Source organism: Shewanella sp. KX20019, assembly GCF_016757755.1.
Classification (GTDB): Bacteria; Pseudomonadota; Gammaproteobacteria; order Enterobacterales; family Shewanellaceae; genus Shewanella.
In genome coordinates this window covers 2,858,142-2,872,517 of the sequence record NZ_CP068437.1, presented here as the reverse complement: position 1 = coordinate 2,872,517, position 14,376 = coordinate 2,858,142, and the positions used below count along the sequence as shown (strand labels likewise).

At 44.0% G+C, this 14,376-nt stretch carries 14 protein-coding genes and 1 riboswitch; of the genes, 9 read left to right on the top strand and 5 right to left on the bottom strand.

Going from position 1 to position 14,376, the window contains the following annotated elements:
* The first annotated feature begins 78 nt into the window (after window positions 1-78).
* From JK628_RS12585 to JK628_RS12550, 8 genes are all read left to right on the top strand, one after another.
* Entirely contained in the window at window positions 79-1,038 is a 960-nt protein-coding gene (locus JK628_RS12585; protein WP_202284914.1) for a hypothetical protein, read from the top strand.
* Between the two features lie 165 nt (window positions 1,039-1,203).
* Window positions 1,204-1,302: riboswitch (TPP riboswitch) on the top strand.
* Window positions 1,303-1,459: 157 nt separating this feature from the next.
* Complete coding sequence (gene thiC, locus JK628_RS12580; protein ID WP_202284912.1) at window positions 1,460-3,484, top strand: phosphomethylpyrimidine synthase ThiC; 2,025 nt, start codon at window positions 1,460-1,462, stop codon at window positions 3,482-3,484.
* 2 nt (window positions 3,485-3,486) lie between these two features.
* A complete protein-coding gene (gene thiE, locus JK628_RS12575) occupies window positions 3,487-5,094 on the top strand; it encodes a thiamine phosphate synthase (RefSeq protein WP_202284910.1) in 1,608 nt (535 codons plus the stop codon).
* Window positions 5,081-5,893, top strand: a complete 813-nt coding sequence (locus JK628_RS12570; RefSeq protein WP_202284908.1) for a HesA/MoeB/ThiF family protein — start codon at window positions 5,081-5,083, stop codon at window positions 5,891-5,893. Before thiE ends, JK628_RS12570 begins: the two co-directional genes overlap by 14 nt.
* A 58-nt stretch (window positions 5,894-5,951) precedes the next feature.
* A complete protein-coding gene (gene thiS, locus JK628_RS12565) occupies window positions 5,952-6,155 on the top strand; it encodes a sulfur carrier protein ThiS (protein ID WP_202284906.1) in 204 nt (67 codons plus the stop codon).
* 1 nt (window position 6,156) lies between these two features.
* Entirely contained in the window at window positions 6,157-6,921 is a 765-nt protein-coding gene (locus tag JK628_RS12560; RefSeq protein WP_202284904.1) for a thiazole synthase, read from the top strand.
* A 36-nt stretch (window positions 6,922-6,957) separates the two neighbouring features.
* Window positions 6,958-8,064, top strand: coding sequence for a 2-iminoacetate synthase ThiH (thiH, locus tag JK628_RS12555; protein WP_202284902.1), 1,107 nt, complete (start codon window positions 6,958-6,960; stop codon window positions 8,062-8,064).
* 105 nt (window positions 8,065-8,169) lie between these two features.
* Window positions 8,170-8,628, top strand: coding sequence for a GNAT family N-acetyltransferase (locus JK628_RS12550; RefSeq protein ID WP_202284900.1), 459 nt, complete (start codon window positions 8,170-8,172; stop codon window positions 8,626-8,628).
* Window positions 8,629-8,637: 9 nt separating this feature from the next.
* On the opposite strand, the gene JK628_RS12545 is transcribed toward JK628_RS12550, so the two are convergent.
* Window positions 8,638-9,012, bottom strand: coding sequence for a response regulator (locus JK628_RS12545; protein ID WP_202284898.1), 375 nt, complete (start codon window positions 9,010-9,012; stop codon window positions 8,638-8,640).
* Window positions 9,013-9,489: 477 nt separating this feature from the next.
* On the opposite strand from JK628_RS12545, the gene JK628_RS12540 reads away from it, so the two are divergent.
* Complete coding sequence (locus JK628_RS12540; protein WP_202284896.1) at window positions 9,490-9,738, top strand: chemotaxis protein; 249 nt, start codon at window positions 9,490-9,492, stop codon at window positions 9,736-9,738.
* A 29-nt stretch (window positions 9,739-9,767) separates the two neighbouring features.
* Here the strand turns inward: JK628_RS12540 and JK628_RS12535 are convergent, their stop codons facing one another.
* Genes JK628_RS12535 through JK628_RS12520 form a run of 4 tightly spaced genes read right to left on the bottom strand, consistent with a single transcriptional unit; the run spans window position 9,768 to window position 14,376 of the window.
* Entirely contained in the window at window positions 9,768-10,667 is a 900-nt protein-coding gene (locus JK628_RS12535) for a LysR family transcriptional regulator (RefSeq protein ID WP_202284894.1), read from the bottom strand.
* 2 nt (window positions 10,668-10,669) lie between these two features.
* The gene (locus tag JK628_RS12530) at window positions 10,670-11,770 is read right to left on the bottom strand and encodes a DUF3541 domain-containing protein (RefSeq protein WP_202284892.1); all 1,101 of its coding nucleotides are present in this window, start codon (window positions 11,768-11,770) and stop codon (window positions 10,670-10,672) included.
* The gene (locus JK628_RS12525) at window positions 11,718-13,457 is read right to left on the bottom strand and encodes a M3 family metallopeptidase (protein ID WP_202284890.1); all 1,740 of its coding nucleotides are present in this window, start codon (window positions 13,455-13,457) and stop codon (window positions 11,718-11,720) included. Before JK628_RS12525 ends, JK628_RS12530 begins: the two co-directional genes overlap by 53 nt.
* Window positions 13,426-14,376, bottom strand: coding sequence for an alpha-L-glutamate ligase-like protein (locus JK628_RS12520; protein ID WP_202284888.1), 951 nt, complete (start codon window positions 14,374-14,376; stop codon window positions 13,426-13,428). Before JK628_RS12520 ends, JK628_RS12525 begins: the two co-directional genes overlap by 32 nt.

Sequence of the window (14,376 nt, the reverse complement as noted above, 5' to 3'; positions counted from 1 at the left end):
CACGTTATTTTTTAGCGTTAACATGGTCTTCTAATTGTATTAGTTGGCCCATTATGGACTATAGAGTTATTCATTGGAATGAAACAAGAGAGCAGATCTGCAGTACCTGTTTTTAGCGCTGTTGCAGTTGGTGAGAAAGAACTCATTGAGCCTAACTTCTCAACAAGCCTGGAGCCTGCCAATGAGCCTGTAGCCAAGATTAACTCTGATAAAAGTGCAATATCTTCAGGTCATTGGCGGACAGCCTATTCACTGCTCTTGGTTGTTTTATTGCATATCGTGCTTATCGGTATCATTAATCAATTTTGGGTTAGGCAAGCGTTAAAGGTTACAACTGTTACCCCAATTAAAATTCAATCATACCTGTATGTTCAACCTATACCGTTAGAAGAGACGGTTATGGAAAACACGGAAGCCCCAAAAAGTAATGACGCATCACAGAATCACTCGACAGGAGATAATAGAGCATCAACTGAGCAAAACAAACCTGTAGACACAGAAGTCGTTACAGCGCCAAGGGCTGAAGTTAATAAGACACTTAAGTCAGAGCTTTCAACAAATGATGCATTGGAAACTGCAGATCTTAGAGTGGATGACAGCACGCCTGTTGAGGCGCAGGAAACTGTTGTGAGCAAGCGTAGCGTACTCGTTAATAAAAGCAATAATGCCATGGCATTTGCCCAGTCCTATCTACAGCGTAAAAATGATGCTGCACTCGATGCTCTTATTGTTGATAAAGCCAACGAATATACAGGTTCTCGCTCATTAAGTGAGATGGATGGTGATATGGTCGAGTTGATATTTCCAGAGGTGGACGAGTACAGTAAAATTCCTACGACTGACCACCGTCTTGACCCAAATCGTATCGTACGCCAAGGTGATACCTGTTTTCGGATTGTTAAGACACCAACGCAAATTAATCCCTATGCGGAGAATATCGGTTACCCCTTTAATTGTGGTGGCGATAAAGTTAAAAAAGCGATTAATGATGCAATCTCAGCTCGATTGGAAAAGAGAATGAGCATTCGACAAAAATAATTATTTAAATGATTTATTTTCATTAGAGCCTCTATTTCAGCTCGCTATCACTAATTATCTTTATTAATATCAAATGTTTATTAGGTGATTTAAACGTTGACCAGTAGTGGGGGACGTTATTAATTTACACTTGTGTCTTGGTCAGGGATAGGCTTATACTGCTCGCTCATCTTGTCGGAGTGCCATATGGCTGAGACCGTTTATTCGGGATCCGTTGAACCTGATCAGGCTAGAACCTGCGAAGGAAACAAGCGAAATAACTGCGTTATATAAGTTGTATTAAAACAGCAAGCAGTCATATTTCGGTGGTTAAGTGCATCTGAAATTTGCGTTATTACGCGGTTTCATTTTGGGCTTTCAACTTTAAATTTCTCAACTCTCCTGACAAGCAACTTCATTTTTTATCATAGTGAGTTTGCTAATGTCGAAACGCCGCGAAACCCGAGCTCAGGCTCAACAGTTCATCGATAACCTAAAACCGTTACAGCACCCAAATTCCGAGAAGGTCTATCTTCAGGGCAGTCGTGCAGATCTTAAAGTGGGTATGCGCCAAATTCACCAAGCAGATACTTTGCTCAGTGGTGATGAGAACAACCCTGTGTATGAGGCTAACCCGCCGCTCAGAGTATACGACTGTGCTGGAGCATATTCAGATCCCGACGCCAGTATTGATGTACACAAAGGCTTAGATAAATTCCGTCTTAACTGGATCTCTGAGCGTGATGATACAGAGCAGTTATCCGCTGTGAGCTCTGGTTTTACCCAGCAACGCTTGGCCGATGATGGATTAGACCATTTACGTTTTGAATCCTTATTGCCTCCCCGCCGTGCAAAATCGGGTAAACGTGTGACTCAATTGCACTATGCGCGTCAGGGTATTATCACCCCTGAAATGGAATACATCGCTATTCGCGAGAATATGGCGATGGCAGACGTTACCGACCCTATTTTGACCCAAAAAGATAAGGGTGAGAGTTTTGGTGCCTCAATCAGTGAGCCCATCACTGCGGAGTTTGTTCGCAGTGAAATAGCTCGAGGTCGTGCCATTATTCCTCTCAATATCAATCACCCTGAAGCTGAACCGATGATCATTGGTCGTAACTTTCTAGTAAAAGTTAACGCTAATATTGGTAATTCAGCAGTGACTTCTTCTATTGAAGAGGAGGTTGAAAAGCTAGTTTGGTCTACGCGTTGGGGCGCTGATACGGTAATGGACCTGTCTACTGGTCGCTATATTCACGAAACTCGTGAGTGGATCATCCGTAACTCTCCAGTGCCTATTGGCACAGTGCCTATCTACCAGGCACTTGAAAAAGTGAACGGTATTGCTGAAGATCTCAACTGGGAAACATTCCGCGATACCTTGATTGAGCAAGCGGAACAGGGCGTTGATTACTTCACTATTCACGCCGGCGTGTTACTGCGTTACGTGCCAATGACCGCCAAACGCCTAACGGGCATCGTTTCCCGCGGTGGTTCAATTATGGCTAAATGGTGTTTGTCACACCATACCGAGAACTTTCTCTATGAACACTTCAGAGATATCTGCGAGATCTGTGCTGCTTATGACGTATCCTTGTCATTAGGCGATGGCATGCGTCCAGGCTCGATTGCTGATGCTAATGATGAAGCGCAGTTTGCAGAGCTTGAGACTTTAGGCGAGCTGGTTAAAATTGCCTGGCAATATGATGTTCAAACTATCATTGAAGGCCCTGGCCATATTCCAATGAACCTCATTAAAGAGAACATGGACAAGCAGTTAGATGTTTGTGATGAGGCACCATTTTATACTCTCGGTCCACAAACAACTGACATTGCACCGGGCTATGATCATTTTACCTCTGGGATCGGCGCGGCAATGATTGCCTGGTATGGTTGTGCGATGTTGTGTTATGTCACCCCCAAAGAGCACCTAGGTTTACCTAATAAAGATGACGTTAAACAAGGGTTAATAGCTTATAAAATCGCGGCGCATGCAGGTGATGTGGCTAAAGGTCATCCAAGTGCCCAAATTCGAGATAATGCATTGTCAAAAGCACGTTTCGAGTTCCGATGGGAAGATCAATACAACTTAGGCTTAGATCCTGAAACTGCCCGCGCTTATCACGATGAATCACTGCCGCAAGAGTCGGCCAAAGTGGCTCACTTTTGCTCTATGTGTGGTCCAAAATTCTGCTCTATGAAAATCAGCCAAGAGGTTCGCGATTACGCTGCAGCGCAAGAGAAGCTGGCGTTAGCGATTGAAGTCGAACCTAAAGGAGTTGAAGTTAAATCTTCAGCTGAATATCAAGCTTATAGCAGTCAAGCTGCAACGACTGGGCTGTCGGACAAAGATATCAGCAGTGGTATGGCACAAATGTCGGCAGAGTTTAAAGCCAAAGGTGCTGAACTCTATCACGAAGCAGACACTAGCGCAGAAACTAAAGAAGCCGCTGTAGAGGAGTAATCATGGCTAAGGTTAATTCTAGCCGACAGCCTGCTCGTAATCGTCCATTGGTGTGGACGATTGCGGGATCTGATAGCGGTGGCGGTGCAGGCATTCAGGCCGATTTGGCCAGCATGAATGATCTTGAAACTCATGGCTGCAGCGTGATCACTGCAGTGACTGCGCAGAGCTCAGTGACCGTCGCAGCGGTAGAAGCAGTCTCTGATGAGATGCTCATTGCACAACTTGATACGCTCGCGGCAGATCTTATGCCGCATGCTATCAAAATTGGCTTATTGGCAAGTCAAGGGCAGATTAATATTGTTGCCAGCTGGTTAGCGGACAAGCTTGCGACTTGGCAGGGGGCTGAGTTAACTGTACCTGTCATTCTAGATCCTGTGATGGTAGCAACTTGCGGTGACGCATTGGCTAAAGGTGAGCAGCTCGATTTTGCACCATTCAAAGGCTTGCTGACGTTAATTACGCCAAATGTCAGCGAGCTGGCCATATTGGCGGGTCGTTCATTAGTGACACCTGAAGATAGTGTGGTGGCTGCAACGTCAATCGCGGCATTATTGCAGACGTCAGTACTGGCTAAAGGCGGCGATAGAGGGCCTAACTGGCAGCAAGATAATGCACGTGATCTGCTGGTTTGCCGGAAAGTTAAAGGTATCTCTAGTTTGCATAGCGATCACACTTTTTGGTTAACATCACCAAGAGTAGCGACAGACAATAGTCATGGCACGGGTTGTACATTGTCATCAGCGATTGCTGCAGTTATGGCTCATGGCTTTGTATTGAATGATGCGGTTGTGGTTGCAAAAGCCTACGTATCTCAGGGGTTACAAGATAGCTATCAGCCGGGTCATGGTGCGGGTTGTTTAGCGCGTTGTGGCTGGCCAAATGATGTAGCTCAATATCCGGTTATTGAGCCTCTTTTATCATTGGATGGCTTAAGGGCCAATAACAATGACAACAACAAAACTGCTCACGCTTTTAAGCAGATAACTGATCCCCTCGGTGTTTACCCCGTAGTTGCTGATATTGGCCTGTTACAACAACTGCTCTGTGCGGGGGCTACCACCGTTCAACTACGTGTTAAGGATGCAACCGATCCACAGCTTGAGCAAAAAATTGTTAAGGCAATTGCACTGGGGATAGATCACTGCGCGAAAGTGTTTATTAATGATCATTGGCAACTGGCCATAAAACATCAAGCCTATGGTGTGCATTTAGGTCAGGAAGATCTGTTTGAGAGTAATTTACAGCAACTAAGGCAAGCGGGTATTGCACTTGGGTTATCGAGCCATAGTTACTTTGAGATCCTATTGGCACGACAGCATAGTCCTTCCTACATCGCTTTTGGGCATATATTCCCCACCACGACAAAACAGATGCCTTCGGCGCCTCAAGGGCTAAGTAAGCTAGCTCGTTATGTCGATCTTATGCAGGGAGAGCTACCCATTGTGGCTATTGGCGGCATTGATGCCAGTAATCTTGCGGCTGTAAAAGTAAGCGGTGTTGATGATGTGGCAGTGGTGCGCGCGGTGACTGAAGCAGACAATCCAGAAAAAGCCTATCAAACATTGGTCGATGCATGGGTGTTAGGAGCAAACGATGGCGCTGTCTGATCAAGCATTTATCCAATACTCTCGGCAGATTCTACTCGCGGATGTGGGAGAGCATGGGCAAGAGATATTGAGTCAGTCTCATGTGCTTATTATCGGCGTAGGAGGGCTTGGCAATCTTGCCGCGCAGTACTTAGCTGCGGCTGGTGTTGGCCAAATAACGTTAGTCGATGGCGATACTATCGAGCGCTCTAATCTACCACGGCAGTTGCTGTTTTCTGTTGAGGACCTCGGGAGTAATAAAGCTCACGTTGCTGCTGAAAAGTTAATGCAAGCTTACCGTGATTGTCATATCAACAGCTTGCAACATTATTTAACCCTAGAGAATTCGCCTGAGTTATTTAATGCCCATCAGCAATTTAGTTTGCTATTGGATTGCTCCGACAATTTTTCGACTCGGCAACTTATTAATCAACTCGCCATTGAGCATCAAGTCACCTTGGTATCAGCGTCAGCGGCCAACTTTCAAGGCCAGCTACTGAGTGTGAACCAACAATTATGTCCAGATACAGGTTGTTATCACTGCTTATATCCAAGTGATATGAGTGTCAGTCAGAGCTGTCAAACGGTCGGTGTGCTTGGACCTATGGTGGGCACCTTAGCGTCAATGCAGGCATTAATGAGCTTGAATTTACTCGTTAGTCAACAGGTAAAAGCAGAACAACTAAAAGTGGTTGAGCAACCGTTGAAAATCAATAGGCAACAATTATTGGGGCAGCTGTATCGCTTCGATGGTGCCGCATTTATTTGGCGGCAAGCAAAGCTAGCACGGGACCCTGATTGCTTAGTATGTAGCGCGTAGTTTGTTGTTAAACCGTTAGCGTAGGCGTTGTAAACGTAACAGATTTAGGAGTGAACAGATGATTAATATTTTACTTAATGACCAAGCCGTTACCGTTTCTGCAGGTATGTCACTGACGCAGATATTGGAGCATCAGACCATTACACTCAATGGGGTGGCGTTGGTACTGAATGCTGAAGTCGTACCGCGAAGTCGTTGGTCACATATCATGTGCCAACATGATGACAAGTTAGAAGTGTTCTCAGTGGTTGCTGGAGGTTAATGTGTTAAAAATTGCTGATACAGAGTTTAGTTCTCGATTATTTACTGGGACGGGTAAGTTTTCCCAAGCGAGTGATATGTTAGCGGCTGTAAGTGCATCGCAGTCTCAATTGGTGACCTTGGCCGTTAAACGTCTCGATTTAAAAAACGGTAGCGACAATATATTAAAACCACTGCAAGAGAGTGGGGTAAAGCTATTGCCCAATACTGCAGGTGCGCGTAATGCCAAAGAGGCTATTTTTGCGGCGCACCTATCCCGTGAAATGCTAGGGACAAACTGGATAAAACTAGAGATCCACCCAGATCCAAAGTATCTGATGCCAGATCCTATTGAAACCTTAGCCGCAGCGCGCATTTTATGCGAGCAGGGCTACGTCGTATTGCCTTATGTGCATGCCGACCCTGTCTTGTGCCGACGATTAGAGGAGGTGGGCTGCGCAGCTGTTATGCCATTGGGCAGTCCGATTGGTTCAAATCAAGGTTTAGCCACCGAGCCCTTTCTTAATATGATTATAGAGCAGTCAAATGTGCCAGTGGTGATAGATGCCGGAATTGGCGCACCATCACAAGCGACAAGAGCGATGGAGCTTGGGGCTGATGCAGTACTCGTTAATACCGCAATTGCCAGTAGTGCAGACCCTGTAGCCATGGGGCGCTGTTTTGCCCAAGCTGTCGATACTGGCCGAACGGCTTATATCGCTGGTCTTGGCGGTGTGAGTCAACATGCAAACAACACCAGCCCGCTGACAGGCTTTCTAAATGTATAACATAATTCAGCCTTTGGGCTGTGAGAGGGCGGTTTCATGAGCTTTGTTGATGAGTTTAAAAAGTTATCTCGTAGTGAACTGAAAATGTCATTGTATTCGACTACAAATAAAGAGGTTGAACGGGCGCTGCTAAATCCGGCTGGCGATCTCAATAGTCTACTTGCATTGCTGTCTCCTGCCGCTGAAAACTATATTGAAGAGATGGCGCAGTGCTCTGTAGCATTAACACGACAGCGCTTTGGTGCAAGCCTCGGAATGTATATTCCGCTTTATCTTTCCAATTTATGCGCTAATGAATGCGATTACTGTGGTTTTACCATGAGTAACAAGCTGAAACGAAAAACGCTATCAGAAGCTGAACTGCTTAAAGAGATCTCCATCATTAAACAGATGGGGTATGACGCCATTTTGTTAGTGTCAGGAGAGCATGAATCCAAGGTGGGGCTGCCCTATTTCAAACAGATGCTACCGCTGGTAAAGCAACACTTTAGTCATGTTGCCATCGAAGTACAGCCGTTGGATAAGGGTGATTATGAGTCATTGATAGAGGATGGGCTTGATGCCGTAATGCTCTATCAAGAAACCTATAATCCAGTGACATACGCAGAACACCACACTCGCGGCAAGAAGAAGGACTTTAGCTATCGACTAGAGTCTCCAGAGCGGGTTGCACAAGCAGGTGTTGATAAGATAGGTTTAGGCGTATTGCTTGGACTTGATGATTGGCGCTTGGATGCATTGTTGATGGGGCATCACCTGGCATATTTAGAGAAGCATTACTGGCGTAGCCGTTATAGCATTTCCCTACCGCGTTTGAGGCCTTGTACCGGTGGTATTTCACCGAAAGTTGAGCTGACGGATAAGGGGTTAGTGCAGATGATCTGTGCGTTTAGATTGTTTAATCAGCAATTGGAGATCAGTTTATCAACCCGCGAAACACCAGCCCTTAGAGATAATCTATTTGCACTTGGGGTGACCAATGTGAGTGCCGGAAGCTCAACACAACCCGGTGGCTACGATGAACCAAATTCGCAGTTAGATCAATTTGAGATCAGCGATGAACGTAGCCCACAGCAGGTCGTAGCCGCAATGAGTGCGCGAGGTTTAAATCCAGTGTGGAAAGATTGGGAGATGGGCTGGTAACAGTTAATCGTTACTACTTTTTTTGTACCGTAGCTTTGAGATAACTTGCAGTCTTGTGAGCAAATTATGCCTTAAGCACTTTTTGTTAATAATAAGGATTTTAGATTGCATATAAAACAGATTTCAAGCGATGAGTTAGACGACCTAGTGATGCTTTTTGATCAGTATATGGTGTTTTACAAGCAAGGTTCAGCGCCAGAAAAATATCGTAATTACTTAAATGAGCGTTTAACTCAGGGGGAAGCTACGGTGTTTATCGCTTATAGCGATGAAAAGGAAGCTATTGGTTTTGTCTTAAACTACCACTCATTTTCATCGGTTGCCTTGGCAAAAATTATTGTATTGAATGATCTCTTTGTATCTGCATTACATCGGAAACAGGGCATAGCTAATCAACTCATCAATAGTGTTATTGATTTAGCCAAATCTACCGAGTCAATGCGTGTTGATTTAGGTACGGCTAAAGACAATTTTTCGGCGCAGGCGCTTTATGAAAAAATCGGTTTTGTAAAAGACACTGAATACTACAGTTACAGTTTGCCGTTAAGTCATACAGCCTGTTGATAAATTAAACTACTCATCCAGTTTAAGGTGCTTTGCTAATTTGTTGTATACATCATCAGGATTAATAGGCTTAAATATATAGTCTTTGGCGCCTAATCGTAGCGCTAAATCTTCATCTGAGTCTTCATTTAAACCGCTAATTATGATCACTGGGATTTGATTTGTTAAAGTATCACTCTGTAGATCTTTTAGCACTTGATAGCCATTTTTTTCCGGCATCATTATGTCAAGAAAAATACATTGAGGTTGTAAACTACTGGCGAGTTCAATAGCATGAATGCCGGAATTGATAGTAGTGACATGATAATCATCACCCAGTGCTGATAACAATAGACTTGAACAAATAGGGTCATCATCAACAACGAGTATTTTAGGTTTATCCATATAGTGTGCTTCCTCTTCAGGGGCTGATTGATTTTTAAACCATATAACTATAACCGTATCATTTAAAAGCAATAGTGGCTATTTTATCTCTCTTATATAGAGAGTATAATTTTCATTGCAGGCTGACAAAATACAAACTGTTTACGCGCGCTTCGCTCTGTTGAAGCCGAGAGTAAGATATTACGCGATACATCTTGTACTCATGCTGAATAAGCGTTGCTGACAACGCCTTTTTAGAATTATATCGGTTATCTTAGTTAGCCCAGTCGTGATTAAGTTCAATAAATAGCAGCAGTGAAGCAGGCATAGTAGTGAATATCCGGTGTACTAAATTTACAACGTAAACAGAAGTTCACTTTTTGTATGGTTTGTTAGTAGGGGCCTACAGGCTAACAAGTATTATATTCTATGATAAATGCTGTACATTTTTAGTACGTTACTTGATAATAAACCCACTTACTAAAAGTGAGATTCCTTATGCAAATCCCCCCAAGTATTATTTCAGGGCACAATGGTTTTCAAAGCGCACAGTCTGATCTAACCCAAGCAACGGTTGATGTGGCAAGTTCAAGTCAGTCGGTATCTTCAACGACCACTGCCAATAGTAGTGATAGTCACTCGGCGCTTATCGAAGCTACACAAGCGGTTAATCATGCTCAAGCATCAGCTGAGGTGATTGAGGCCTCATCTGAAACAATAGGCACTTTAATTAATATTACAGTGTAGAAAGTACTAATAAACGCTCTTAGTATGCATCAAATAGAATCAATTTGATGATGTGTTTTTATTAGTGACTCGATTAACTCACTTGCAGGCCCTTGTTTATCTCTATTGGGAATAACCATACTTAGGGTTGCTTTACGCTTAGATGACCCTTTCAAGTTGAGTTTTTTAAGCTGGCCACCTTCAATGAGCGAATGCACTATATCCTCAGGGATCCAGCAAAAGCCCATGCCTTTCTTTAAAATAACAACCGCTTCATGAAAGTTAGTCACTGTCCAACGCTGCTCAGCTTTAAGCCAACCAAGGTCAGTGTTGGGCCCAAGGGCTGTGTCCTTAATGACAATTTGAAGGTGTTGAGCTAGCGTTTGATCATCTTCTATCACTTCAAACTGTGCGAGTGGATGCTCAGGGTGACAGACGAGGTTGAAGTTGATATCAACTAAAGGTTCAGCTAAATGACCTTTTGGTGGTGGCCCACCACAAATGGCAATATCAACAGCCTCATCGATGATAAGTTCCGAGGTTCCGGTCAATACGGTGTCGATGATGGTAATGCGTGTGCCGCGGCTGAGGGGATAAAATTGACTGAGTACGTCAACGAGATCATCCATAGGATAGATAATCTCCCGTGCTATGGTCAGTGTAGGCTCCCAACCTGTTTCCAAATTATTGGCCAATAATTCCAGCTCATTAACTGATTGAGTAATATGCCGCGAACGGCGCAGCAATACTTCACCACACTCAGTGAGGTATGCTTTGCGGCCTTTTACTTCAAGCAGTTGAACGCCAAGTTGAAATTGAAGCTTAGCAACCGCATGGTTAAGTGAAGACTGACTTTTATTCAGTTTTTCTGCAGCTTGAGCGTAACCGCCGTAATCGACAACTGCCTGTATAATCCGCCACTGCTCTAATGTAGATTTTGCTCTATCCATTTTTAGCGTTCACTATTTGTTTTTGGTTTCGCTTGAACCTGCTTGGGCAAGTATTTCTTGGTTGCTTTTAGTTCAGACAAGTAAGGGCCCTTATGAAGCTTTTCAGGCCAAGCAAGCAGCATCATGGCTAACACATTGCGATGCTCTCCCATAACCAGGTCAGGATTACCACGAGGAGAAGGGATCATCTGCTCTTGTTGATTAAACGCCTTGATAATATGCTGTTGAGTTTTGGCGACAACGGGATTGTCTGCTTGCCTAGCAAGCAGGAAGCTAATGCCAACCTCAGCAATAATATCGTCGGTAGCATCTTTAAGAATGCGGTCAATATTGTGCTCGAAATGATCCAAAATCCAAGCAAACTCTTTTGCATCTACATCGTATTGATAATATTCACTGGCGGCGAAAATAAAATGGGTCATGCCGTAGAGTTTATTGCGATACTGCTTTTTATCGAGCTGCTGATCTTGGCTATCAGGATAGACACCAATAAAGGCATCTTTATAATCTGCTAAATAATCACCAACACCGATCTGCTTCGCCCAATAGACATAGTTAATCAGCTGTGCCGCCCAGGTTTCTATCATCGCTTTGTCTGTAAGCCCGGTTTTTAGATCGGCTTTTTTAAGCGTATCAATCAACAGTTCATTACATGGACCAGTGAGACCAAATTCATTAATACGGCTTGAGTAACGTAGCAACACGTCGGTATAGAAGATGAACTCTGGGAAAGGTTTTAAGGCCTTTTTACGCGCTTTAGCTCTTGGCCCTTTTCCCAAAACCGAGATGGCTTTGTTGGCTTGATTGCTGATGAAGTCTTTCTGATTAAGGTTACAAGCATAGAAGGCTTGAGCTTCGGTTACAGCATACAGATCGACTAATGCCGCGTTGGCATATCGGTTGTCACCGGTCATTCGATACTGTCTAATGCCATAGTGGCCTTGAACACGGGGAGGCAGCTCAAATAGATGCGTTTCAAGATTGGCTTTTATCCCTTGATAGACTTCGCTTTTAGCTGCTTCTGTGACTAATGGCGCTGATGCAAAACTACTACTGCAAAAAAGTGCAACGGCTAGGGTACTTATTCTGAGCATCGAAGGCATGTTGGATCCTTGTTATAAGTGGAACAGCTGTAATAGGGGACCCCAATAGCGATTGAAGGATCACTTCTATACTATCGGCAGGTTCATTAACGACCAAGGTGTCAAAAATAGCGCTTTGATCTTGGCAACCCTTGGTGGATTGATATATATATTTTGCGACGCTTTTTTGCCATAACTTTTGATAATAGAGAGGCCCTTCGTAAACAATAGCACTAAAGGTAAAGGGAGCATCTGCTGTTTTATCCCAAAACTTTCCAAATCCTAGTGCAAACTGTCGATGATGGTCAAAAGCCGGCGGTGTAAGGTCTGCCCTATATAAATCGATTGCGACTTTCGATCGAAATACTGCTAGTTGCTCTGAGTAGAGCTGCAGAATGGCTTCTCGAGAACCGACTTGTGGTGCCTTAAGTAATCTATCTAATAACCAGTATTCTAGCCAAAATGCGTCGATATTACTGCTATCTGCCGTTTCGCTTATGGTATTGAGCAGATAAAATTGATGACCTATGGCTAGTTTTTTGACGGCAGCGGCAATGGTTTTGATGGCCTGCCTTTGCTGTTGGTAATGGCTTAATTTAGCGGGTAATGACAGTTCAATTTGACCAAACTGTTGGCCAACCACAAGTTGTCGAATCGGCTTTATGGTGATTTTTTCATTTCTAGTTAAATAGATATCACCTAGCAGTCGCTGCTTATGCCATAGTCGAATCGACTTTTTATTTATCCACTCAAAACCTATGGCCAACGCTTCAAGCTCTTTAGCCACAAGAGCTAACCATTGATCTGAGTCTATTGTATTGACATCTGAGGAGGGCGCTGCAGCAAGTGCGCGGCCAAGATCCCAGGGGGCTATCTGGATATTATGGGTTTGAGATAATAAAAATTGCTCAACAATTTCAGGCGAATGCAGCATTTGTTGCGCTAACTTAAATTGACTGTAATTGGTAAAACCCGCTTTTAGTGCTTGCTGATATCTCAATGCTTTAATGGTTGCTAACGCGGTTTTATTTTCAATTGATGCCCGCGATTGATAGGCTTGCCAAACACGTTTTCGGCACTGCTCGTTAGGCTGTTTTATGAGGTAACTTGCTAATGAACCGTTGAAACTGCCTTCTGTTTTTGCCGCAGTACTATTGTGGAGTTCGCATGTTTTATCCGAGATATTCAAGCTTAATGCTTGTGAGCTCAGCTTCTGTTTAAAAGCGGCTTGGGCGGTATGCAGTTGTGCTTTGTATGTGGGTGATTGACTGTTTTTTGATAACTGATTGATACGCCTAAGTAGTGCGGCAACTTGCTGACTTTCATTGTTAGCAAAACTAAATTGTAACGATTGAAATGGAGAGGAATCTAGATAAAGTGCCAGTTCGTCGGCGAGATATAGCTGGCATTGGAGTACGAGCTCTCTGTCCGCATTAGATAGCGGATACTGTCGATAGTAGTTAATACGATCGTTAATATTAAAAAATCCAATAAGCTGCCGTTCGAATGTGATGGCATTGGTATTGCTGTCTAATGCCGGGTCGATTATATCAGTCGGGAAACTATAACGAAGACATTGCTCAACGAGCAGTGGAATAGGCGATACGGCAGCACTGGCTGCCGTATGGACCATACTTGTGAGCAAAATAACTAGCCCAACAAGGTTTACTTTCAATCTAGCTGTTCGCACTAAAGTGTTTCTTGGCATACGCCACGCGTTCTTCAACTGACATGTTGTGGTTTGGCATCTGCTCAACATGACGCAGATTGTTCAAGATGCCGCGGCCATTTGCAATTTGAATCGCAAGGCCTGGACGCGCATTTAGCTCGAGTAATAATGGCCCTTTGTATTTATCGAGCACCATATCGGTACCTAAATAGCCGAGCTCTGACATTTCATAAGCCTTAGAGGCTGTATGCAGCAGCGTATCCCACTGCGGAACTTGAATTGCAGTTAGCTCTTTTTGGGTATCAGGATGTAAGTCGATAGGCTTATCGAATTGAACTGCATGCAGTCCTTTACCTGTGCCGATATCAACTCCAACACCCACTGCACCTTGGTGTAAGTTAGCCTTACCGTCTGATGCTGCTGTTGAAAGGCGGATCATCCCCATAATAGGGAAGCCTTTAAACACGATTAATCGAATATCGGGCACCCCTTCATAGGAGTAGCCATCGAATACCGGATCAAACTGGATTAACCCCTCAACAATAGCAACATCGGGATTACCGCCTAATGAAAACAGACCACTGAGTACATTTGAGACATGACGATAAACTTCGGAAGGGGTAACCTCCTGACCGTTTGGCTTGTAATAGCGGCCATTGTCAACTTTAGTGACAACTAAAATACCTTTGCCGCCAGAACCTTTTGATGGCTTAATAACAAAACCAACAGTGTCATTAACCATTGCAGGAATATCGTTAATCTCATGTTGCTCTGAAACCGTACCGATAAGATCGGGTACGGCGATATCATTCGCAAGGGCGAGTTGTTTTGTGGTTAGCTTATCGTCGACTCGTTTATAGTACTTACGCGGGTTATAGCGACCAATGTAGTCGATATTACGCTTGTTCATACCCAAAACACCGCCACGCGTTAACGCTGAGGGGTTAGCGAGAAACAT

Bases quoted from the DNA above. Each gene is read 5' to 3' on its own strand.
- JK628_RS12545 (WP_202284898.1), bottom strand. From the start codon at position 9,012: ATGGATAAACCTAAAATACTCGTTGTTGATGATGACCCTATTTGTTCA.
- JK628_RS12540 (WP_202284896.1), top strand. From the start codon at position 9,490: ATGCAAATCCCCCCAAGTATTATTTCAGGGCACAATGGTTTTCAAAGC.
- JK628_RS12570 (WP_202284908.1), top strand. From the start codon at position 5,081: ATGGCGCTGTCTGATCAAGCATTTATCCAATACTCTCGGCAGATTCTA.
- JK628_RS12530 (WP_202284892.1), bottom strand. From the start codon at position 11,770: ATGCCTTCGATGCTCAGAATAAGTACCCTAGCCGTTGCACTTTTTTGC.
- JK628_RS12585 (WP_202284914.1), top strand. From the start codon at position 79: ATGAAACAAGAGAGCAGATCTGCAGTACCTGTTTTTAGCGCTGTTGCA.
- JK628_RS12520 (WP_202284888.1), bottom strand. From the start codon at position 14,376: ATGTTTCTCGCTAACCCCTCAGCGTTAACGCGTGGCGGTGTTTTGGGT.
- thiS (WP_202284906.1), top strand. From the start codon at position 5,952: ATGATTAATATTTTACTTAATGACCAAGCCGTTACCGTTTCTGCAGGT.
- thiC (WP_202284912.1), top strand. From the start codon at position 1,460: ATGTCGAAACGCCGCGAAACCCGAGCTCAGGCTCAACAGTTCATCGAT.
- thiH (WP_202284902.1), top strand. From the start codon at position 6,958: ATGAGCTTTGTTGATGAGTTTAAAAAGTTATCTCGTAGTGAACTGAAA.
- thiE (WP_202284910.1), top strand. From the start codon at position 3,487: ATGGCTAAGGTTAATTCTAGCCGACAGCCTGCTCGTAATCGTCCATTG.
- JK628_RS12535 (WP_202284894.1), bottom strand. From the start codon at position 10,667: ATGGATAGAGCAAAATCTACATTAGAGCAGTGGCGGATTATACAGGCA.
- JK628_RS12525 (WP_202284890.1), bottom strand. From the start codon at position 13,457: ATGCCAAGAAACACTTTAGTGCGAACAGCTAGATTGAAAGTAAACCTT.